The following is a 19927-nucleotide window of genomic DNA, read 5'->3' as shown; positions in this document are numbered from 1 at the left end:
GCCTCGAGCCGGGGTGACGGGATGCCTCACATCGCCGGCAGGCCCTCCAGCAGCTTGTCGAGCGTCAGCGGAAAGTCGCGGACGCGCACGCCGGTGGCGTTGTAGATCGCATTGCCGATTGCGCCCGCCGCGCCGCAGATGCCGACCTCGCCGAGGCCCTTGGCGTGCAGCGGATTGGCCTCGATGTCGCGTTCGTACAGGAATTCGACCTCGAGCTGCGGCACGTCGGCATTCACCGGCAGGTGATATTCGCCGAGATCGCGGTTGACGATCTTGCCGTTGCGGGGATCGTGGACCAGCTCCTCGGTCAGCGCGCAGCCGATGCCGAAGGTCATGCCGCCGAGGCATTGCGAGCGCGCCGTCTTCTCGTTGAGGATACGCCCCGCCGCGAACACGCCGAGCATGCGCTTCACCCGCACCTCGCCGGTGACGACGTTGACCGCGACCTCGGCGAAATGCGCGCCATAGCTCGCCTGGTTGAACGTCTTCTCCTGCTTGCCGGGCGAGATTTCGCCGGTCGCCTCCATGCCTTCGCCGACCAGTTCGGCGAGCGGCACGCTGCGGTTGTCGGCGATCACGCGGCCGTCCTTCAGAGTCATCGCGCCTTCGTCGACGCCCATCGCCTTGGCGATCTGGCCGCGCAGCGCCTCGCAGGCGAGATAGACCGACGAGCCCGACGAGCTCGCGCCCCACGATCCGCCCGAGCCGGCGCCCGGCGGCGCATCGGTGTCGCCGAGATGGACGATGACATCCTCCAGCGGCAGGCCGAGGATCTCGGCGGCGATCTGGCCGAGGATCGTATAGGTGCCGGTGCCGATATCGGTCATGTCGGTTTCGACATGCGCCTTGCCCTGGCCGTCGATCGAGACCTTTGCCGCCGACTTGAGCAACTGGTTCGACCGTGCCGCCGAGGCGACGCCGATGCCGTACAGCCAGTCGCCGCGCCGGTCGGTGCCGGCGGGCTTGCGCCGCGACCAGCCGAACGATTCGGCGCCGCGCTCCAGACAGGGGATCAACGCGCGCGACGAATAGGGGATCTTCTTTTCCGGATCCTGCTCGGGCTCGTTGCGGCGGCGCAATTCGATCGGGTCGATCCCCATCTTCTCCGCCAGTTCGTCCATCGCGCCTTCCAGCGCGATCAGGCCGACCGCCTCGCCGGGCGCGCGCATCGATCCCGCCAGCATCCAGTCGAGCCGGACGATGTCGTGCGTGATCAGCCGGTTCTCGCCGTCGTAGAGGAAGTGCGTCGAGACGCCGGCGGGCTCGAAATAATCCTCGCCGGGCAGGTTCGACACGAGCGTTTCGTGGCCGATCGCGGTCAGCTTGCCCTCGGCGGTCGCGCCGAGGCGCATCCGCTGTTCGGTGTTCGAGCGGCGCACGGTCGCGTCGAACACCTGCTGGCGCGCCATCACCGCCTTGACGGGGCGGTTAAGGCGTTTGGCGGCGATCGCCGCGGCGACGCTCTCGGGCGCGATGCCGAGCTTCGAGCCGAAGCCGCCGCCGACATAAGCGGCGACGATCCGCACCTTGTCCGCCGAGACGCCGAGCGCCTTGGCGAGCTGCTGCTTGTCCGACGAGGGCATCTGGTACGAGCCGTACAGCGTCAGCGCGCCGTCTTCCCACACCGCGAGGCTGGCGTGGGGCTCCATCGCCGCCGAATTCTGGCTCGGCGTCGTATAGGTGACGTCGACCGCGAACGCGGCGTCGGCCATCGCCTTGTCGACGTCGCCCTGTTTGTGATGCGGCGGGATCTGTTGCGCGCTCGGCTTTTCCGCTTCCTCGCGATGCGCCAGGAAGCTGTAGCGCCCTTCGGCGGGGGCATAGTCGACCGTGATGCGCAGCGCCGCGTCGCGCGCGATCTCGTAGCTTTCGGCGACGACGATCGCGATGATCTCGCCGTGATAGGCGACGTCCTCGACGCCCTGCGTCGGCGCGCTGGTCTCGCCGCCCTGCTGCGGGTTGCGGATGAAGCTCGCATAATCGGTGATGACGTCGATCACGCCGGGCATCGCCTTGGCGCCATCGGCGTCGAGGTGCCTGATCTTGCCCGCGCCGACCGTGGCGCGCACCAGATAACCGTAGGCGACGTTGTCGAGCGCATATTCCGCCGCATAGGTCGCCTTGCCCGACACCTTCTTCGGGCCGTCGACGCGATCGAGCGGCTTGCCGATCACGTCCTGCACGCCGCGGTCGAGCAGGCTGTCCGGATGCGCCTTGTTCATCGTGAGCGAATTGGTGTCGCCCTTGCCGAAACCGAACATACTCATTCTCCCGTCAGGTCGCGCAGCGTGGCGATCAGGACCCGGCGCGTCAGCGGGATCTTGAAGTCGTTCGAGCCATAGCCCTTGGCATCGGCGAGCAGGATGTCGGCGGCTTCGTTGAACAGCGCGTCGGACGGCGCCTGGCCGACCAGTGCGGCCTCCACCGCCGGGTTGCGCCACGGCATCGGGCCGAGGCCGCCGAAGGCGAGCGCGGCCGTGGCGATCCTGCCGTCCTCGACGCTCACCACACCCGCCACCGAGACGAGCGCGAAGGCATAGGAAGCGCGGTCGCGCACTTTGCGATAGGTCTGCTTGCCCTTCGGCGGGGCGGGCAGTTCGACATGGGTGATGAGCTCGCCGGGCTCCAGCACCGTCTCGATATTCGGCGTATCGCCGGGCAGGCGGTAGAAATCGTGGATCGAGATCCGCCGCTTGTCGCCGTCCGCCTTGAGCGTGATGATCGTCGCGTCGAGCGCGCGCATCGCCACCGGCATGTCGCCGGGGTGCGTCGCGATACAATGGTCCGACGTGCCGAGCACCGCCAGCACGCGGTTGAACCCGCCGACCGCCGAACAGCCGGTGCCGGGCTCGCGCTTGTTGCACGCGGTTGCGGTGTCGTAGAAATAATAGCAGCGCGTCCGCTGGAGCAGATTGCCGCCGGTCGTCGCCTTGTTGCGCAACTGGCCCGAGGCACCGGCGAGCAAAGCGCGGCTGAGCACCTCATACTTTTCGATGACGCGCGGATCGGCGGCGAGGTCGGCGTTCGGCACCAGCGCGCCGATGGTCAGCCCGCCATCCTCGCGCTCTTCGATCTCGCCGAGCGGCAGCCGGCTGATATCGACGAGCTTCTCGGGCGTCTCGACCTGCAATTTCATCAGGTCGAGCAGGTTGGTGCCGCCGGCGATGAACTTGGCGCCGGAGACGTGCGCGTCGCGCACCGCGGTCTCGGCGTCGTCGGCCTTGGTATAGGTGAAGGTCTTCATGCGCCTGCCTCCACTTTCTGGCGAAGGGCGATATCGACCGCGCCGTCGGCTTCGGCGACCTCGCGGATCGCATCGACGATATTGGGATAGGCAGCGCAGCGGCAGATGTTGCCGCTCATCCGCTCGGAAATCTCATCGTCGTTGAAGCGCGGCGCATCGAGATCGCCGGTGACGTGGCTCGGCCAGCCCTTGCGGACCTCGTCGAGCATGCCGACCGCCGAGCAGATCTGCCCCGGCGTGCAATAGCCGCACTGATAGCCGTCGTGGCGGACGAACGCGGATTGCAGCGGATGCAGGTCCTCGGGCGTGCCGAGCCCCTCGATCGTGGTGATCTCGTCGTCCTGATGCATCACCGCGAGGCTGAGGCAGGAATTGATGCGACGGCCGTTGACCAGCATCGTGCAGGCGCCGCACTGGCCGTGGTCGCAGCCCTTCTTGCTACCGGTCAGGCCGAGATGTTCGCGGCACAGATCGAGCAGCGAGGTGCGGATATCCGGTTCGGCCTCGAACGACTGGCCGTTGATGGTGAAATGCATGCGCTGCCTCGCAGGGTCGGGGAGTCATATCCGTGAAGGATTGAGGCTCTAACGCGCTTACCCATGATGGTTTCCGGTTTGCGAATCGCTCTCACTGCCGTGCTGCTGGCGTCGGCTCCCGCGAACGGGCAGGATCGGCCGATGCCCAAGCCCTTCCCGACTCCGATCGTCATCGCGCACCGCGGTGCGAGCGGATCGCGTCCCGAACATACGCTCGCCGCCTATGAGCTGGCGATCGATCAGGGCGCCGATTTCATCGAGCCCGATCTGGTGCCGACGAAGGACGACGTGCTTGTCGCGCGCCACGAAAATGCGATCGCCGAGACGACCGATGTCGCTTCGCATCCCGAATTCGCCGACCGCCGTACGACCAAGACGATCGACGGCCAGACGATCACCGGCTGGTTCGTCGAGGATTTCACGCTCGCCGAACTCAAGACGCTGCGCGCGCGCGAACGGCTGCCCCAATTGCGCGCCGGCAATGCCGCCTATGACGGCCGGTTCGAGATTCCGACGCTCGCCGAGATCATCGACCTCGCCAAGCGGCGGACGCGGGAGACGGGGCGGACGATCGGCATCTATCCCGAGACCAAGCATCCGACCTATTTCGCGCGCATCGGCCACCCGACCGACGACCGGCTGGTGGCGGAACTGCGCAGGGCGGGCTGGGACAGCGCCGACGCGCCGGTGTTCATCCAGTCGTTCGAGGTGAAGAACCTTCAGCATCTCCACGGCATCACCAAGGTGCGGCTGATCCAGCTCATGGCGGGCGAGGGCGGTCCGGCCGATGGTGCGGTGCCGAGCTATGCGGCGATGCTGACCCCGGCGGGGCTGCGGCAGGTCGCGACCTATGCTTATGGTCTGGGACCGGACAAGGGGCAATTGTGGCAGGGCGACGCGCCGACGTCGCTGGTGGCCGACGCGCATGCGGTTGGGCTCAAGGTGCATCCCTGGACCTATCGGGCGGAGAACGTCTTCCTGCCGGCTCGCTTCCGCCACGGCGACGATCCCGCGACGCACGGCGATGTCGCGGGGGAAATCCGCCGCGCGCTCGGCCTTGGTATCGACGGATTCTTCACGGATTATCCGCTAATCGGCGTCGAAACCCGCAGTGCGGCCAAGGATCATCCGTAACATGCGTATCGCGTTCGTCGTTCTTCTCCCCTTGACGCTGGCGACCGGGGGCTGCGTCAGCACCGCGGCGTCGATCGTCAAGGCGCCGTTCCAGGTCGCCGGCAAGGCGGTCGACTGGACCACCACCAGCCAGGACGAGGCCGACCGCAACTATGGCCGCAAGATGCGCAAGCAGGAGGCCAAGGAGGGCCGCGAGCGTAAGAAGGCGGCCGAGCAATGCCGCAAGCATCCCGACGATCAGGATGCCTGCCGCTATTCGGGGTATCGCGCGGGATATTGAGGGGGGGGCGGCGTCGTCCCCTTCCTTACTGTCATCCCCGCGGAGGCGGGGATCCATAAACGCTGGCGCCGGTGAGTCTCACGAAGGTCCGCGCGTCTGGATCCCCGCCTGCGCGGGGATGACAGTAGGGGGTGTGTCCGTCCCGCCATCGCGGACGGATTAGAAGCGCCGTCCTGCCCCAACTTCGTCATCCCGGCGAACGCCGGGACCCATGGTTGCAGACCGTCAGCGTCGGCGCGTCGCCATCCGGCGCCCGTATCCATGGGTCCCGACTTTCGTCGGGATGACGAAGGGGGGAATCGCACCGTGCGCTCGCGACGGCGACCCCGTCACCGGTCCTGCACCACCGCGTCCTTCGCCAGCGCGCCGGCGATCGCGAGCAGCACCTCGGGGTGGATATGCACCCCCAGATGGCCGCTGCTCACCTCGACCGCTTCGGCGCTGGGGTCGTGGCAGATGAAGCCGTTGACGAAGCCGTCGCTGCGGCTCCAGATCGCGGTGCAGGGGACGGGCAGCGGCGCGGCGATCGCCTGGCTGCGCGCGATCACCGCGGGATCGTCGACGCGCTCGCCGGTCGCCCATTCGAACGCGCGCCAGACGTTGGTCGCGCGGCCGCCGCCGGCATAAGGCGAACTCACCGTGATCACCTTGGCGACCAGTTCGGGGCGGCGATGCGCCACCAGCCGCGCCATGATCCCGCCGAGGCTCACCCCGACCAACGTCACCGGCCCCGCCTCCGCGCACAGCGCCTCGACCCGCGCGATCAGCCGCTCCGCCTCGAGCCCGACGCTCTTGACGCCGAGGTTGCGGCCGAGGCCCCAGCCCTCGGCGCGATAGCCGAGTCGGGTCAGGAAATCGCGCAGCACGACGCTCGACCCGTCGGCGTCGAACAGGCCGGGCAGCACCATGACCGCGCCGCCGCGCCCCGCCGGCACCGCCGCCAGCGCCGCGGTGTAGCGCCAGCGCGTCGCCAGCATCCAGGCGACGCGCGGTACCTCGCTCGCCGCCAGCGCCTTGGGCGGCGGCGGTGGCGCGAGAAAGTCGGCACCGAAGCGCGCATGCGCGGGCGGCTCGGCACGCCAGCGCGCGAACCCCGCCTGCAACCGGTCTAGAACCATGCCGTCACCGTCAGCGGAAACGGCGTCCACCGCCCGATCCGTACGCCTGCCTGCCGCAAGGCGTCGCCCGTCCAGGCATTGCACGTCTGCACCGCGCTGTAATGGCCGCGCGCGGCGTAGAAGACGTCATTGGCGTCATAGCCGCGATAGCGCGTCCGTTCGGGCGCGAGGCTGGCGCGGATGTAGGCGGCGAGTCGCCGGTATTCGGCCGGGCGCAGCAACACGCTGCGCGACCGACCGCCGACGCGCGGCGCCGGGACGTGCTCGACGTGCATCAACGTCGCGTCGCTGCCGCGCGCCGCGGCGAGCACGGTGCCGAGCCGGACGTCCGCCCAGGTTGCCGTTTCGAGGAAGAAAGTGCGTTCGCCCCAGCCGATTGCAAGATGATCATAGCCTCCATAACGCGGATCGCGCAGGTCCGCTCCGGGCGCGATCCCGCGCCAATCCACCCCCGCCGCCACCTTCGGGACCACCAGCCCGACGTGCACGCCGTTCGATTCGACATAGATGCGCACGCCATCCGCCGGCGGCCGCCACCCGGCATTGGCGGGCAAGGCCCCGCCGATCAGCCCCGCGACGCCATAGCCGAACACGGGCCCGAACAACAGCAAGGCCACCCGTCCCGGCCAGCGCAACATTCTTGCCGAGACACGATGTCGTATCATCCGAAACCTTATGCTAGTCTGACCATATGGCAGATGAATCACACGTGACCGAAACGCCCCCGGCCGAGGCCGCCGCCGACTGGACGATCGCCCAGAACTGGCAGCATTATACCGCCGAGGAGCATGCGACCTGGGACACCTTGTTCGCGCGCCAGTCGCAATTGCTCCCCGGGCGCGCGTCCGACGCCTATCTGCGCGGGCTCGACGTGCTCAAACTGTCGAAGCCGGGCATACCCGATTTCGCCGAATTGTCCGAACGGCTGATGAAGCTGACCGGCTGGCAGGTCGTCGCGGTGCCGGGGCTGGTCCCCGACGACGTCTTCTTCGACCATATGGCCAACCGCCGCTTCGTCGCGGGCAATTTCATCCGTCGCCCCGACCAGCTCGACTATCTGCAGGAGCCCGACGTCTTTCACGACGTGTTCGGCCACGTGCCGATGCTCGCCGATCCGGTGTTCGCCGATTATCTCGAAGCCTATGGCCGCGGCGGGCAGCGCGCGCTGGGGCTCGATGCGCTGAAATATCTCGGGCGGCTCTATTGGTACACGGTCGAGTTCGGCTTGATCCAGGAGGGCGACGACCTGCGCATCTACGGCTCGGGCATCGTGTCGAGCTTCGCCGAAAGCCGCTTCGCGCTCGACGATCCGAGCCCCAACCGCATCGCCTTCGACATCGCGCGGGTGATGCGCACCGAATATCGGATCGATGATTTCCAGCAGAATTATTTCGTCATCCCGAGCTTCGAGGAATTGCTGCGCGTCACGGTCGAGACCGATTTCGCGCCCTTGTACGAGGAGCTGAAAGCGCAGGAGGATATCCCGGTCGCGGCGATCGTCGCCGGCGACCGCGTGCTGACTCAAGGCACGCAGCATTATGCGCGGAGCAAGGCGCGGGGGTAATCACGCCGTTGCTTCGAAGGGGGGGCGCGACGTCCGCCAAATTCACCGTCATGCCGGCCTTGATCCGGCATCCCGCTTGCCTCGCCGTCCGAAGAAGCGGGACCCCGGCGCAAGGCCGGGGTGACGGGGTGGAGGTGAGAGGTCGCGAGCCTCATCACCCGCCGCTGGGCCACACCTCCCCCCGTTGGCTCAGCACGAACGGAGGGGCTAAAGATCCAGCGCCCAGCCGTCGCGGCCGTTGGGATCGAACGGCGCGGTCGGGACGTAGCGGTCGGCGCCGGCGCGCAGACGCAGCACCGTCCAGTCGCCGCGCCGGTCGATCGCCTCCAGCGTGCAGCCGCACGCCGCATAGGCCGCGACCACGGTCTCGCGCTGCGTCTCGAGCAACCCGGCGAGCACGATGACCGCATCGGGCGCGGCGATCGCCGCGAGTTCGGGCGCCATCGACACCAGGGGGCCGGCGAGGATGTTGGCGATCACCAGATCATAGGGCGCGACCGCGTCGATATCCGGGTGCCGCGCGCCGTCGGCGACGAACAAGGCGACGCCCTCGACATCGTTGCGCTCGGCATTCTCGCGCGTCACGTCGATCGCCACCGGATCGATATCGGTCGCCACCACCGTCGCGTCGGGCCACAGATCGACCGCCGCGAAGGCGAGCAGCCCGGTCCCGGTCCCGACGTCGATCACCTTGGCGAAGTCGCGCCCGGCCTCCGCCAGCGTGTCGAGCATCGCGAGGCAGCCGCTCGTCGTGCCGTGATGGCCGGTCCCGAACGCCTGTCCCGCCTCGATCAGGAAGGCGCGGCCGCCGGCGGGCGGCGTCACCGGATGCGCGCTGGTGTGGACGACGAACCGCCCCTCGCGGATCGGCTCCAGCCCGGCCTGGCTCATCGCCACCCAATCCTGATCGGACAGTCTCTCGACCACCGGATCATGTCCGCTCGCGCTCGGCACCAACGCGTGCAGCGTCGCGAGCATCGCCGCATCGGGCTCCTGCTCCAGATAGGCGTCGAGCCGCCAGCGTTCGACATCGTCCTCGACCTCCTCGGTGGTCATCAGCACCGCTTCGATCGCCAGATCGGAGGCGCTGTCGATCGCCTCCGCCTCGGCGCGGGTGCAGGGCAGGCTGACCTTCCACGATTCAGCGGACATAGCTCGCCCCGTTCACGTCGAGCACCGCGCCGGTCATCGACGCGGGCGCCTCCAGCGCGCAGAAGCGCGCCACCGCCGCGACCTCCTGCGGATCGGCGACCCTGCCGAGCGGAATGTCGGCGAGCAATTTGTCGCCGCCGCGGCTGGCGAGATAGTCGTCCGCCATCCCGGTCATCGTGAAGCCGGGGCAGATCGCGAAGGCGAGGATGCCCTCCTTCGCATAGCCGCGCGCGATCGTCTTGGTCATCGCGACCATGCCCGCCTTGGCGGCGGCATAATGCCAGTGCGCCGGGCTGTCGCCGCGATAGGCAGCGCGGCTGGCGATGTTGACGATCCGGCCGCCGGTACCGGCCTGCTGCCAGTGGCGCACGGCGAGCCGGCACAATTCGGCGGCGGCGGTCAGGTTGATGCGCAGCGTCCGCTCCCAGTCGGCGACCCATGCGTCATCGTCGCGGTCGAGCGGGTTCGCCTCGAACACGCCGGCATTGTTGACCAGCACGTCGATCGTCCCGCCGCTTTGCGCCAGCGCCGCGTCCCACAGCGCGCGCGGCGCGGCGGGATCGGCGAAGTCGGCGGCGATGCCGCTGCGCGTGCCGTGTCCGATCACCTGCACGCCGGTCGCGGTGAGGGTGTCGAGGATCGCCGCGCCGATGCCGCGGCTCGATCCGGTCAGAAGGATAGCCATGCCGCGGCTTTAGGCGGCGGGGCAGGGGGCGGCAACCGGGGGGTGTGCTGCTATGGGGCTGCCGGCCTGTCCTCCCCTCCGGTCACGCCTCCGGCGCTCCTTGGCGGGCAGGGCTATCGCACATGAAGATGTGTGTGGGTCCGCCGTTTTCCAAACCCACCCCGTCACCCCGGACTCGTTCCGGGGTCCACCCTGCGGCGAGGAGAGAGGCTTGATCCGACACCATTCTCTCGCGGCCCGGTGGACCCCGGAACAAGTCCGGGGTGACGAATTTGATGAGGAAGCCGATCGAAACTCATTGCCGTAGCCATATGCGATTCCCCTGCCCTGGCGGGGGAGGACAGGGCGGGAGCGGCGTTACGTAGCCCCCCGCCGTCACCCCACGCTGGCCGAGAAGCTGTCCGCCGATTGCTGCAATTGCCCGAGCCGGTCGCCGACTTCGCCGAAGCCTTCGCCGAGCGAGTCGATCTCGCCGGCGACGGATTGCGTGTCGGTGCGGATCGCGGCGATCGTGCTCGACATCGAATCGGCGGCGAGCGCGGTCTCGTCGACCGCGGCGGTGATCGCGGTGACGGTGTGCGCCTGTGCCGCCATCGCGTCGCGGATGCGGTCGGCGGATTCCTGCACCTCGGAGACGGTCGCCTTGATCGAGGCGTTGGTCGCCACCGTCGTGCGCGTCGCATGCTGGATCGCGGCGATCTTGGCAGCGATGTCGTCGGTGGCACGCGCGGTCTGGTTGGCGAGGCTCTTCACCTCCTGCGCCACCACTGCGAAGCCGCGGCCGGCGTCGCCGGCGCGCGCCGCCTCGATCGTCGCGTTGAGCGCGAGCAGATTGGTCTGCCCGGCGATGGCGCGGATCAGGCCGAGGATCGATTCGATCGATTGCGCATGGTCGCTGAGCAGGCCGCTCGCCCGCACCGCCTCGCCGGCATGTTCGCTGGCGCGCAGCGCGATTCCGGCGGCCGAATCGACCTCGATGCGGGCGTCCTCGATCGCGCGGATCAGCCCGGCGGCGGTCTGTGCCGCCTCGCGCATCGCCACCGCCGATTCCTCGGCGGCGGCGGCGACCTCGCTCGCCTTGCCGAGCACCTCGCGCGTCGAGGCGGAGGCGGCGCTGGCCTGCACGCGGATGCGTGCGCCCAGCGTCGCGGCGCCCTCGATCGAGGTGGCGATGCTCTCGCGGAACGCGGCCGAGCGCGTCTGGCGCTCCTGCCGCGCCGCCTCGGCGCGTAGCGTCGCGAGTCGGCCGGTCATCAGATCCGATTCGACGAGTGCGATGCGCTGCACTGCGTCGCACAGGCGCAGCAGCCGCTTGGTGTCGCCCTCGCAATGCCGCTCGATCGTCTGCACGGTGAAACTGTGCGATTGGGCCAGCGCCGCCTGCAGGCTGGGAAGCGGGATGCCCGATTGTTCCGACCGTTCGGCATGGGTGATGGCGATCTCGCCCCATGTCTCGTCGAACGGCGCGTTGTATTTGAGGAAGGCATAATGCGCGCTTTCGCGCACCCGCCGGTCGAGCCGTTCGGGGGTGAACAGCGGCCGCAATGGCTGCGCGGCGGGCAGCGACAGATAATGGTCCCAGAAGCGGCTGGAAATCTCGCGATAATCCTCGGGCCGCAGCAGCGCCGAGATTTGGCGGCAGGATGCGGCGAGCGTCCCGTCCCAGTCATATTCGCCGAGATGCTCGACGATGCTGCGCCGCGCCTGCAGCGTCTCGCCCGTGATCTGATGCCGGCGGATCGGAGCGGAGACCATCTCAGGCGGCGACCTTGGCGACGAACTCGCCGGCGCTGGTCTTGAGCGAATTGAGCTGGCCGTCGAGCCGGTCGAAGCCGCGGCCGACGTCGTCGATCTCCGCCGCCACCGTCTCGGTATCGGTACGGATCGCGGCGATCGTGCTCGACATCGAATCGGCGGCGAGCGCGGTCTCGTCGACCGCAGCGGTGATCGCGGTGACGGTCTGCGCCTGCGCCTCCATCGCATAGCGGATGCGGTCGGCGCTCTCCTGCACCTCGGCGACGGTCGTCTTGATGCTGGCGTTGGTGTCGACCGTCGAGCGCGTCGCCGACTGGATCGAGGCGATCTTGGCGGCGATATCGTCGGTGGCGCGCGCGGTCTGGTTGGCGAGGCTCTTCACCTCCTGCGCCACCACCGCGAAGCCGCGGCCGGCGTCGCCGGCGCGCGCTGCCTCGATCGTCGCGTTGAGCGCGAGCAGATTGGTCTGCCCGGCGATGTCGCGGATCAGGCTGAGGATCGACTCGATCGACTTGGCGTGATCGCTCAGCGTCTCCGACATGCCGACCGCATTGGTCGCCTGTACGCTGGCGCGGCTGGCGATCTCGGCGGCGGCCTCGACCTCGGTTCGGGCGTCCTCGATCGCGCGGATCAGGCCGGCGGCGGTCTGCGCCGCCTCGCGCATCGCGACCGCGGATTGTTCGGCGGCGGCGGCGACCTCGCTCGTTTTGCCGAGCATGCCGCGCGCCGAGCCCGAGCTGCGCTGCGCCTGGTCGCGCAGCGCGCGGCCCTCGTCGGTCGCGGTCTCGACCGCGGAGGCGATGCCTTCGCGGAATTCGGAGGCCAGCCCCTCGCGGGCGAGGCGGGCGCCATGTTCGGCATAGCCGGCGAACAGTTCGACGGTCAGTTCGGTCTCCATGCCGAACAGGCGCATCAGCGCATCGACCAGCGCGCCCTGGCGCAAATCGTCGGCGGGAACGCGCGCCATCAGCGCCTGGAGCGCGGCGCGGTCGCTGGCGCAGGACATCGCCAGCACCTCCATCGTCGAGACGCCGGCGGCATAAGCCGCGGCGACCGACCGCTCGAGCGATTCGACCCAGGCGAGCCCGTCGAGGTGGCAGCAGCGGTTGCGCAGATAGGTGATGCCGGCGACGATGCGGCGTTCGGTTTCCAGCGGCGTCCATTCGGCGGCACCGGGGTGCGCACGCCGCCAATGCGACCAATAGGCCTCGACGATCGTCGGCGCATCGGGCTCGATGACCGTCCACAATTCCGCCGCGCGCGCCATCAGCGTATTCTCGCCGCCGTCGAAGGCGACGATGCGGCTGCGCAGGTCGATCGCGGCGGCGATGCTGGCCGGCTTGGGAAGGGCAATGTCGGGCAAGAGCGTCTCCGGCGATCAGCGGGGCGTGAACGATATTGTCCGAATTAGACATCACTGGTTAATGTGCGGTTAGAGGCGCGCATGGGGGTCGCCGGGAAAGCAGGCCGCGGCGGCGTCGGCGAGGTGAGCGAAGCGGCCGCTATGGGTTGCATCGCGGCATGGCGGGCCTAATAGGCACTGCATTGATCTTGCCCGAGGACCGTTCATGGCATCCCGCACTCCGGCGCGTCCGCGCAGCCCGCATCTCTTTTCGGGCTTTCTGAAGCTCCACTATAGCTGGGGGCCGCACATGCTGGTCTCCATCCTGCACCGCGCGACCGGCTCGGGCATGGCGACGGTCGGCACCGTGCTGCTCGTCTGGTGGCTCGCCGCGATCGCGAGCGGGGCGGAGGCCTATGCGAGCTTCCGCAACGTGTTCACCAACGATGCCGGCAATCTCAACATCGTCGGCTGGGTGGTCTTCGTCGGCATCACTTATGCCTTCTTCACGCACATGCTGAACGGCATCCGCCACCTCGTCATGGACGCGGGCGCCGCGTTCGAATTGAAGCGCAACAAGATGTTCAGCCTGATCGTGATGGCCGGCGGCTTCGTGCTGACCGCGGCCTTCTGGCTCTACCTGGGGGTCAAGTAATGGGTTCGGGTACGCATATCGGCCGCGTCCGCGGTCTCGGCAGCGCCAAGGAAGGCGCGCACCATTGGTGGCGCCAGCGCGTCACCGCCGGCTCGAACCTGTTCCTGACGCTCTGGTTCGTCTTCGCGATCCTGCGCATGCCGGGCTACGACTATGCCAGCGTGCATAGCTGGCTGCAGAACAGCTGGGCGGCGGTGCCGATGCTGCTGCTGATCGTCTCGGTCTTCTATCATTTCCGCCTGGGCCTCCAGGTCGTGATCGAGGATTACCAGCACGAGCAGAAGCGCGTCGCCGCGATCCTCGCGCTCAACTTCTTCACGGTCGCCACCGCCGCGATCGCCATCTTCGCGATCCTCAAGGTCGCCTTCGGAGCCGCCGCATAATGTCGGACGCGTACAAGATCATCGATCACACCTATGACGCGGTCGTCGTCGGCGCCGGCGGTTCGGGCCTGCGCGCCGTGATGGAATGCGCGCAGAACGGCCTCAAGACTGCCTGCATCACCAAGGTGTTCCCGACCCGCAGCCACACCGTCGCGGCGCAGGGCGGCATCGCCGCCAGCCTCGGCAACATGGGTCCGGATCACTGGACCTGGCATATGTTCGACACCGTCAAGGGTTCCGACTGGCTCGGCGACCAGGACGCGATCGAATATATGGTCCGCGAGGCGCCCGCCGCAGTCTACGAGCTCGAACATGCCGGCATGCCGTTCAGCCGCACTGACGAGGGCCGCATCTATCAGCGCCCGTTCGGTGGCATGATGCAGAACATGGGCGAAGGCCCGCCCGCGCAGCGCACCTGCGCCGCCGCGGACCGCACCGGCCATGCGATGCTGCACACGCTCTATCAGCAGAGCCTGCGCTACGACGCGGATTTCTACGTCGAATATTTCGCGCTCGATCTCATCATGGAGAACGGCCAGTGCCGCGGCGTCGTCGCGCTGTGCATGGAAGACGGCAGCATCCACCGTTTCCGCGCGCACAACACCGTGCTCGCGACCGGTGGCTACGGCCGCTGCTATTTCTCGGCGACCTCGGCGCATACCTGCACCGGTGACGGCGGCGGCATGGTGCTGCGCGCCGGCCTGCCGCTGCAGGACATGGAGTTCGTCCAGTTCCACCCGACCGGCATCTACGGCGCGGGCGTGCTCATCACCGAGGGCGCGCGCGGTGAGGGCGGCTATCTCACCAATTCCGAGGGCGAGCGCTTCATGGAGCGCTACGCGCCGTCGGCGAAGGACCTCGCCAGCCGCGACGTCGTGTCGCGGTCGATGGCGATGGAGATGCGGGAAGGCCGCGGCGTCGGCAAGAACGGCGACCATATCTTCCTGCACCTCGACCACATCGATCCCGCGGTGCTGCACGAGCGGCTGCCCGGCATCACCGAGACCGGCAAGATCTTCGCCGGCGTCGACCTGACCCGCCAGCCGCTGCCCGTTACGCCGACGGTCCATTACAACATGGGCGGCATCCCGACCAACTTCCACGGTGAGGTCGTCCACCTCAAGGACGGCAATCCCGATACCGTCGTCCCCGGCCTGTTCGCGGTCGGCGAGGCGGCGTGCGTCTCGGTCCATGGCGCCAACCGGCTCGGTTCGAACTCGCTGATCGATCTCGTCGTGTTCGGCCGCGCCACCGGCAAGCGGATCGCCGACATCTGCAAGCCCAACGGCACGCACAATCCGCTGCCCAAGGGCTCGGAAGAGCTGTCGCTGACCCGCCTCGACAAGTTCCGCAACGCCACCGGTAGCATCCCGACCGCGGAGATCCGCGGCCAGATGCAGCGGACGATGCAGAAGCATTGCGCGGTGTTCCGCGACAACGCCCTGCTCACCGAGGGCCAGGCGCTGATGAAGGACATCTACGGCCAGATTGCCGACGTCTCGGTCAACGACCGCAGCCTGATCTGGAACACCGACCTCATCGAGACGCTCGAGCTCGACAATCTCGCCGCACAGGCGGTGGTGACGATCGATTCGGCGGCGAACCGCAAGGAATCGCGCGGCGCCCACGTCAACGAGGATTATCCGGATCGCGACGACGGCGAGTGGATGAAGCACACGATCACCAGCTTCACCGGCTGGGGCGGCGTCGGCGGCGCCACCGCGATCGATTACCGTCCGGTGCACGATTATACGCTCACCGACGACGTCGACTACATCAAGCCGAAGAAGCGGGTGTATTGAGGCACCCGGCCTGATCTGGCGGCCCTTGGCCCCGGTGGTCCCGTTGGCGGGGCTGCCGGGGCCGAATCGGGTGTTGGAGGCGCCGTCGCGGCGTGACCGGCCAAGTCTCTGATCGGCCTCGCCTCCAGACCACCGTCAAAGATGCGCTGTCCTATTTGGAAAAGCCATGGTCCCCGTTTGCCTCGCAACGGCAAGGGAGTGCGCCATGACGATCCGGACCCTCATCGACCAGCTGATCGACCGCGAAGGCGGCTATGTCGATCATCCCGCCGACCGCGGCGGCCCGACGCGCTGGGGGATCACCGCCGCGGTCGCCCGCGCCAACGGTTATCACGGCGCGATCCGCGACCTGCCGCAGGCGGTGGCGGCGGACATCTACGAGCGCGTCTACTGGCAGGCGCCCGGCTTCGATCAGGTCGCGACGCGCGCGCCGGCGCTGGCGGCGGAATTGTTCGATACCGGCGTTAACATGGGGACGACCACCGCGATCGGCTTCCTCCAGCGCGCGCTCAACGCGCTCAACCGCGATGCGCGCGACTATCCCGATCTCGCGCTCGACCGAATGATCGGCGCGCGGACGCTCGCCGCGCTCGACGCGTTCCTCGCGCATCGCGGCCGGGCCGGTGAGGCGGTGCTGATCAAGGCGGTCGACGCCTTGCAGGGGGAACGCTACCTCTCGCTTGCCGAACGCCGGCCCGCCGACGAGGCGTTCCTGTACGGCTGGCTGGCGGGACGCGTCGCATGACCGCCGCCACGCCGCCCGATCGCTGGGTGACGCGGGCGCGGCCGGCGTTCCTGTACGTGATGTATGCGCTGCTGCTGTGGTCGATCCCGATGGGGATCGTCGCGGCGGTCCGTCCCGATGTCGCGGCGGCGATGGCGCGGGGGATGGGCGCCTATCTGTCGGCGATCCCCGAACCGCTCTACGCGCTCTTCGGGACGGGCTATCTCGGCTACACCGCGGCGCGGACGTGGGGGAAGGTGAGAGGGGTGGACCGATAGGCGCCCGGAGGCGCGAAGAAGGGGATGCGCGCAGAGGCGCAGAGGCGCGGAGAGGTTGCATGGGTGGCGCGGGGAGCACGCCCTCCTCATCGTACCTCGCTCCCCCGCCGTCATCCCGACGAAAGTCGGGACCCATGGATGCGCTGCCGGCAATGGCGCGCGCAACATCGGCCTCACCGCAACCATGGGTCCCGGCGTTCGCCGGGATGACGATGGGGGGCGAGGGCGCCGTGTCGGTGCGAGCATCGCCTCTGCGCCTCCCCGTCTCTGCGCGAACCATCTTCGCAATCTCAACCCGACGCCGTTCGACCGTGTGGTTGCCCCGCCGCAACTTCATCCTACATCGCCAACCATGAGCGATTCCCATTCCATGCCCGTCTGGCATGGCACCACCATCCTGTCGGTCCGGCGCAACGGCAAGGTCGTCGTCATCGGCGACGGCCAGGTCTCGATGGGCCAGACCGTGATGAAGCCCAACGCCAAGAAGGTCCGCCGCCTCGGCGCCGACGGACAGGTGATCGGCGGTTTCGCCGGCGCCACCGCCGACGCCTTCACATTGTTCGAGCGGCTCGAGGCGAAGCTGGAACGCCATCAGGGCAAGCTGATGCGCGCCGCGGTCGAGCTGGCCAAGGACTGGCGCACCGACAAGTATCTGCGCAACCTCGAGGCGATGATGATCGTCGCCGACAAGGACGTGACGCTGATCCTCACCGGCAACGGCGACGTGCTCGAACCGGAAAACGGCGTCGCCGCGATCGGCTCGGGCGGCAATTACGCGCTCGCCGCGGCGCGCGCGCTGGTCGATTATGAGGCCGATGCCGAGACCGTCTGCCGCAAGGCGATGGCGATCGCCGCCGAGGTCTGCGTCTACACCAACGATCGCACGACGATCGAGGTGATGGACAGCACGAGCTGATCCGTCGCCGTTCGGACCCCTGACTTTCCGTGACCTTTCCTTGATCCCAGGCCGTTATTTTGGCCTCGGGCAACCCGGCAGACCATGAACCAGAACCTCACCCCCAAGGCGATCGTCGCCGCCCTCGACGCCCATATCATCGGCCAGCGCGACGCCAAGCGTGCGGTCGCGGTGGCGATGCGCAACCGCTGGCGGCGCCAGCAGCTCTCCGCCGATCTGCGCGACGAGGTGACGCCCAAGAACATCCTGATGATCGGGCCGACCGGCTGCGGCAAGACCGAGATCAGCCGCCGGCTGGCGAAGCTCGCCGACGCGCCCTTCGTCAAGGTCGAGGCGACCAAGTTCACCGAGGTCGGCTATGTCGGTCGCGACGTCGAACAGATCGCCCGCGACCTCGTCGAGGAGGCGATCCGGCTGGAGAAAGAGCGCCGCCGCGTCGCGGTGAAGGACAAGGCCGAGGAGGCGGCGATGAAGCGCCTGCTCGATGCGCTGGTCGGCAAGGATTCGAGCGCGGCGACGCGCGAGAGCTTCAAGCAGCGCTTCGCCGACGGCCATCTCGACGCGACCGAGATCGAGATCGAGCTGGAACAGGCTGCGACGACGCCGTTCGAGGTACCCGGTGCCGGACCGCAGATGATCAACCTGTCGGAGATGATGAAGTCGTTCGGCGGCGGCCAGCCGCTCAAGCGCCGCAAGCTGTCGGTCCGCGCGGCATGGGACAAGCTCGTCGAGGAAGAGGCGGACAAGCGCCTCGACCAGGACGAGGTCAGCCGCACCGCGCTCGCCGACGCGGAGGCGAACGGCATCGTCTTCCTCGACGAGATCGACAAGATCGCGGTCAGCGACGTGCGCGGCGGTTCGGTCAGCCGCGAGGGCGTGCAACGCGACCTGCTGCCGCTGATCGAGGGCACAACGGTGGCGACCAAATACGGGCCGATGAAGACCGACCATATCCTCTTCATCGCCAGCGGCGCCTTCCACGTCGCTAAGCCGAGCGACCTGCTGCCGGAATTGCAGGGCCGCCTGCCGATCCGCGTCGAGCTGAAAGGGCTGACCGAGGAGGATTTCATCGCGATCCTGTCGGACACCAAGGCGTCGCTGCCCGCGCAATATAAGGCCTTGCTGGCGACCGAGGGCGCCGAGGTGAGCTTCACCGACGACGGCATCGCCGCGATCGCGCGCATCGCCGCCGAGGTGAACGGCCAGGTCGAGAATATCGGCGCGCGGCGGTTGCAGACGGTGATGGAGAAGCTGCTGGAGGAGGTGAGCTTCGACGCCGAGGATCGCAGCGAGCCGGTGACGGTGGATTCGGCCTATGTCGACAAGCAACTCGCCGGCATCGCCCGCAATACCGATCTCAGCCGGTTCGTGCTTTAATCGGCGCGGTCGCGGACCCGCTCACCGAGCCTGTCGAAGCATCCGTCACGCAGCGGCGGTCCCGTGTGCGGGATCGCCCTTCGACAGGCTCAGGGCAAACGGTGGGATGAAAGACCAGCCTCATCCCGTTCGTGCTGAGCCTGTCGAAACACAGAAAGCCGCGAGGCCCTTCACCAAGCTCGGGGCGAACGGTTCGGACGCTATTTTTTCACCCGCACATACGGGGTGAATTCGGTGAAGCGGCAATAGCCCGACGGGATCGTCATTCCCGGCGTGATCACGCGGAAGCGGTCGTTCTTGCACAATTGTCCGCCATAGACGTCGATCACCAGGGTGGTGAACGGTGCCAGCGACGGACAGGCGCCGACCGGGCCGGTCTTCCACACGCGCGCGCCCTGCGTGTAGAGGATCGTATGCGCGTCGACGATCGACGGCCCCTGCATCGACGTCAGGCTGATGCAATTGGCGGGGGCTTCCGCCACCCGCCCGGCGAGGGGATCGGACTTGGCGGCGAGCAGCGGCAGCGCCAGCGCGGCGATCAGCAGCGGGCGGATCATTTCCCGTCCCGGCTGTAGCGGACGAACGGCCCGAACGAGCAACTGCCGCTGAACGTGCGCGACGCCGAATCGACCGTCGTGGCGATGTCGCCCTGGCACAATTGGCCGGTGGGCGTGCGCGTAATGAGAATATCGCCGCGCGCGATGCGCTCGCAACCGCCGGCGGTATCGCTGCGGTATTTGACGCCGTTGCTGACGACATAGACGATCGTCGGACCATAGGCCTTGACCTGCGTGCTCGGAAACTGCGGCATGCAGGTGCCGGACCTGCCCGGCGTCAACCCGGCCAGTTCCTTGGCCAGATCGGTGGCGGCGGCGGCGCTCGCCTGCTCCGCCGCCGCGACCTGCTTCGGAGTCTGGGTGCAGCCCGCCGCACAGACGGCGAGCAACGCGACGAAAGGTCTCACGGTCATCATCAGCACGTC

At 68.1% G+C, this 19927-nt stretch carries 21 protein-coding genes; 10 read left to right on the top strand and 11 right to left on the bottom strand.

Features of this window, described 5'->3' with window-relative positions; all coding sequences use genetic code 11:
* Nucleotides 1-26 precede the first annotated feature (26 nt).
* Genes MC45_RS11085 through MC45_RS11075 form a run of 3 tightly spaced genes read right to left on the bottom strand, consistent with a single transcriptional unit; the run spans nucleotide 27 to nucleotide 3780 of the window.
* Nucleotides 27-2261, bottom strand: a complete 2235-nt coding sequence (locus MC45_RS11085) for a xanthine dehydrogenase family protein molybdopterin-binding subunit (RefSeq protein ID WP_038663032.1) — start codon at nucleotides 2259-2261, stop codon at nucleotides 27-29.
* A gap of 2 nt (nucleotides 2262-2263) precedes the next feature.
* Nucleotides 2264-3244 carry an FAD binding domain-containing protein gene (locus MC45_RS11080; protein ID WP_038663029.1) on the bottom strand — a complete coding sequence of 327 codons (981 nt, stop codon included), beginning with the start codon at nucleotides 3242-3244 and terminating at the stop codon, nucleotides 2264-2266.
* Nucleotides 3241-3780, bottom strand: coding sequence for a 2Fe-2S iron-sulfur cluster-binding protein (locus MC45_RS11075; protein WP_052075629.1), 540 nt, complete (start codon nucleotides 3778-3780; stop codon nucleotides 3241-3243). Before MC45_RS11075 ends, MC45_RS11080 begins: the two co-directional genes overlap by 4 nt.
* A gap of 141 nt (nucleotides 3781-3921) precedes the next feature.
* Here MC45_RS11075 and MC45_RS11070 point away from each other — a divergent pair, with 141 nt between their 5' ends.
* Complete coding sequence (locus MC45_RS11070) at nucleotides 3922-4914, top strand: glycerophosphodiester phosphodiesterase (protein WP_052075814.1); 993 nt, start codon at nucleotides 3922-3924, stop codon at nucleotides 4912-4914.
* Nucleotide 4915: 1 nt separating this feature from the next.
* Complete coding sequence (locus tag MC45_RS11065) at nucleotides 4916-5194, top strand: hypothetical protein (protein ID WP_038663026.1); 279 nt, start codon at nucleotides 4916-4918, stop codon at nucleotides 5192-5194.
* A gap of 329 nt (nucleotides 5195-5523) precedes the next feature.
* On the opposite strand, the gene MC45_RS11060 is transcribed toward MC45_RS11065, so the two are convergent.
* Nucleotides 5524-6312, bottom strand: coding sequence for a lipase family protein (locus tag MC45_RS11060; protein WP_038663023.1), 789 nt, complete (start codon nucleotides 6310-6312; stop codon nucleotides 5524-5526).
* On the bottom strand, nucleotides 6303-6950 hold the full coding sequence (locus tag MC45_RS11055; RefSeq protein WP_038663020.1) for a TIGR02117 family protein: 648 nt from the start codon (nucleotides 6948-6950) through the stop codon (nucleotides 6303-6305). The genes MC45_RS11060 and MC45_RS11055 overlap by 10 nt, the downstream gene beginning before the upstream one ends.
* Before the next feature lie 53 nt (nucleotides 6951-7003).
* On the opposite strand from MC45_RS11055, the gene phhA reads away from it, so the two are divergent.
* The gene (gene phhA / locus MC45_RS11050) at nucleotides 7004-7876 is read left to right on the top strand and encodes a phenylalanine 4-monooxygenase (RefSeq protein WP_038663018.1); all 873 of its coding nucleotides are present in this window, start codon (nucleotides 7004-7006) and stop codon (nucleotides 7874-7876) included.
* A 207-nt stretch (nucleotides 7877-8083) separates the two neighbouring features.
* Here phhA and MC45_RS11045 read toward each other — a convergent pair whose 3' ends face one another.
* The 4 genes from MC45_RS11045 to MC45_RS11030 form a co-directional block, all read right to left on the bottom strand.
* Nucleotides 8084-9028, bottom strand: coding sequence for a 50S ribosomal protein L11 methyltransferase (locus tag MC45_RS11045; protein ID WP_038663016.1), 945 nt, complete (start codon nucleotides 9026-9028; stop codon nucleotides 8084-8086).
* Complete coding sequence (locus MC45_RS11040; protein ID WP_038663013.1) at nucleotides 9018-9713, bottom strand: SDR family NAD(P)-dependent oxidoreductase; 696 nt, start codon at nucleotides 9711-9713, stop codon at nucleotides 9018-9020. The genes MC45_RS11045 and MC45_RS11040 overlap by 11 nt, the downstream gene beginning before the upstream one ends.
* Before the next feature lie 375 nt (nucleotides 9714-10088).
* On the bottom strand, nucleotides 10089-11468 hold the full coding sequence (locus MC45_RS11035; protein WP_052075628.1) for a methyl-accepting chemotaxis protein: 1380 nt from the start codon (nucleotides 11466-11468) through the stop codon (nucleotides 10089-10091).
* A 1-nt stretch (nucleotide 11469) separates the two neighbouring features.
* A complete protein-coding gene (locus tag MC45_RS11030; RefSeq protein WP_038663011.1) occupies nucleotides 11470-12831 on the bottom strand; it encodes a methyl-accepting chemotaxis protein in 1362 nt (453 codons plus the stop codon).
* Between the two features lie 205 nt (nucleotides 12832-13036).
* On the opposite strand from MC45_RS11030, the gene sdhC reads away from it, so the two are divergent.
* From sdhC to hslU, 7 genes are all read left to right on the top strand, one after another.
* Nucleotides 13037-13465, top strand: coding sequence for a succinate dehydrogenase, cytochrome b556 subunit (gene sdhC, locus MC45_RS11025; RefSeq protein ID WP_038663006.1), 429 nt, complete (start codon nucleotides 13037-13039; stop codon nucleotides 13463-13465).
* Nucleotides 13465-13848, top strand: a complete 384-nt coding sequence (sdhD, locus tag MC45_RS11020; protein ID WP_038663003.1) for a succinate dehydrogenase, hydrophobic membrane anchor protein — start codon at nucleotides 13465-13467, stop codon at nucleotides 13846-13848. Before sdhC ends, sdhD begins: the two co-directional genes overlap by 1 nt.
* Nucleotides 13848-15650 (top strand): succinate dehydrogenase flavoprotein subunit, encoded by a 1803-nt coding sequence (gene sdhA, locus MC45_RS11015; protein WP_038663000.1) that lies wholly within the window; start codon nucleotides 13848-13850, stop codon nucleotides 15648-15650. The genes sdhD and sdhA overlap by 1 nt, the downstream gene beginning before the upstream one ends.
* A 205-nt stretch (nucleotides 15651-15855) precedes the next feature.
* Nucleotides 15856-16395 carry a glycoside hydrolase family 108 protein gene (locus MC45_RS11010; RefSeq protein ID WP_038662997.1) on the top strand — a complete coding sequence of 180 codons (540 nt, stop codon included), beginning with the start codon at nucleotides 15856-15858 and terminating at the stop codon, nucleotides 16393-16395.
* The gene (locus MC45_RS11005; protein ID WP_038662994.1) at nucleotides 16392-16652 is read left to right on the top strand and encodes a 3TM-type holin; all 261 of its coding nucleotides are present in this window, start codon (nucleotides 16392-16394) and stop codon (nucleotides 16650-16652) included. Before MC45_RS11010 ends, MC45_RS11005 begins: the two co-directional genes overlap by 4 nt.
* A 370-nt stretch (nucleotides 16653-17022) precedes the next feature.
* Nucleotides 17023-17568: an ATP-dependent protease subunit HslV gene (hslV, locus tag MC45_RS11000; RefSeq protein ID WP_038662992.1), complete on the top strand. Its 546-nt coding sequence runs from the start codon at nucleotides 17023-17025 to the stop codon at nucleotides 17566-17568.
* 84 nt (nucleotides 17569-17652) lie between these two features.
* On the top strand, nucleotides 17653-18945 hold the full coding sequence (hslU, locus tag MC45_RS10995; RefSeq protein ID WP_038662989.1) for an ATP-dependent protease ATPase subunit HslU: 1293 nt from the start codon (nucleotides 17653-17655) through the stop codon (nucleotides 18943-18945).
* Between the two features lie 200 nt (nucleotides 18946-19145).
* On the opposite strand, the gene MC45_RS10990 is transcribed toward hslU, so the two are convergent.
* Together MC45_RS10990 and MC45_RS10985 are read right to left on the bottom strand one after the other, a co-directional pair.
* Entirely contained in the window at nucleotides 19146-19502 is a 357-nt protein-coding gene (locus MC45_RS10990) for a hypothetical protein (RefSeq protein ID WP_245640709.1), read from the bottom strand.
* Entirely contained in the window at nucleotides 19499-19918 is a 420-nt protein-coding gene (locus MC45_RS10985) for a hypothetical protein (protein WP_245640708.1), read from the bottom strand. The genes MC45_RS10990 and MC45_RS10985 overlap by 4 nt, the downstream gene beginning before the upstream one ends.
* Nucleotides 19919-19927: the final 9 nt, after the last annotated feature.

This window comes from Sphingomonas taxi (genome assembly GCF_000764535.1).
GTDB classification, from domain to species: Bacteria; Pseudomonadota; Alphaproteobacteria; order Sphingomonadales; family Sphingomonadaceae; genus Sphingomonas; species Sphingomonas taxi.
The sequence above is the reverse complement of the archived record's forward strand: the minus strand, read 5'-3'. Positions and strand labels throughout refer to the sequence as shown.

Bases quoted from the DNA above. Each gene is read 5' to 3' on its own strand.
- MC45_RS11085 (WP_038663032.1), bottom strand. From the start codon at position 2,261: ATGTTCGGTTTCGGCAAGGGCGACACCAATTCGCTCACGATGAACAAG.
- MC45_RS11080 (WP_038663029.1), bottom strand. From the start codon at position 3,244: ATGAAGACCTTCACCTATACCAAGGCCGACGACGCCGAGACCGCGGTG.
- MC45_RS11075 (WP_052075629.1), bottom strand. From the start codon at position 3,780: ATGCATTTCACCATCAACGGCCAGTCGTTCGAGGCCGAACCGGATATC.
- MC45_RS11070 (WP_052075814.1), top strand. From the start codon at position 3,922: ATGCCCAAGCCCTTCCCGACTCCGATCGTCATCGCGCACCGCGGTGCG.
- MC45_RS11065 (WP_038663026.1), top strand. From the start codon at position 4,916: ATGCGTATCGCGTTCGTCGTTCTTCTCCCCTTGACGCTGGCGACCGGG.
- MC45_RS11060 (WP_038663023.1), bottom strand. From the start codon at position 6,312: ATGGTTCTAGACCGGTTGCAGGCGGGGTTCGCGCGCTGGCGTGCCGAG.
- MC45_RS11055 (WP_038663020.1), bottom strand. From the start codon at position 6,950: ATGTTGCGCTGGCCGGGACGGGTGGCCTTGCTGTTGTTCGGGCCCGTG.
- phhA (WP_038663018.1), top strand. From the start codon at position 7,004: ATGGCAGATGAATCACACGTGACCGAAACGCCCCCGGCCGAGGCCGCC.
- MC45_RS11045 (WP_038663016.1), bottom strand. From the start codon at position 9,028: ATGTCCGCTGAATCGTGGAAGGTCAGCCTGCCCTGCACCCGCGCCGAG.
- MC45_RS11040 (WP_038663013.1), bottom strand. From the start codon at position 9,713: ATGGCTATCCTTCTGACCGGATCGAGCCGCGGCATCGGCGCGGCGATC.
- MC45_RS11035 (WP_052075628.1), bottom strand. From the start codon at position 11,468: ATGGTCTCCGCTCCGATCCGCCGGCATCAGATCACGGGCGAGACGCTG.
- sdhC (WP_038663006.1), top strand. From the start codon at position 13,037: ATGGCATCCCGCACTCCGGCGCGTCCGCGCAGCCCGCATCTCTTTTCG.
- sdhD (WP_038663003.1), top strand. From the start codon at position 13,465: ATGGGTTCGGGTACGCATATCGGCCGCGTCCGCGGTCTCGGCAGCGCC.
- sdhA (WP_038663000.1), top strand. From the start codon at position 13,848: ATGTCGGACGCGTACAAGATCATCGATCACACCTATGACGCGGTCGTC.
- MC45_RS11010 (WP_038662997.1), top strand. From the start codon at position 15,856: ATGACGATCCGGACCCTCATCGACCAGCTGATCGACCGCGAAGGCGGC.
- MC45_RS11005 (WP_038662994.1), top strand. From the start codon at position 16,392: ATGACCGCCGCCACGCCGCCCGATCGCTGGGTGACGCGGGCGCGGCCG.
- hslV (WP_038662992.1), top strand. From the start codon at position 17,023: ATGCCCGTCTGGCATGGCACCACCATCCTGTCGGTCCGGCGCAACGGC.
- hslU (WP_038662989.1), top strand. From the start codon at position 17,653: ATGAACCAGAACCTCACCCCCAAGGCGATCGTCGCCGCCCTCGACGCC.
- MC45_RS10990 (WP_245640709.1), bottom strand. From the start codon at position 19,502: ATGATCCGCCCGCTGCTGATCGCCGCGCTGGCGCTGCCGCTGCTCGCC.
- MC45_RS10985 (WP_245640708.1), bottom strand. From the start codon at position 19,918: ATGATGACCGTGAGACCTTTCGTCGCGTTGCTCGCCGTCTGTGCGGCG.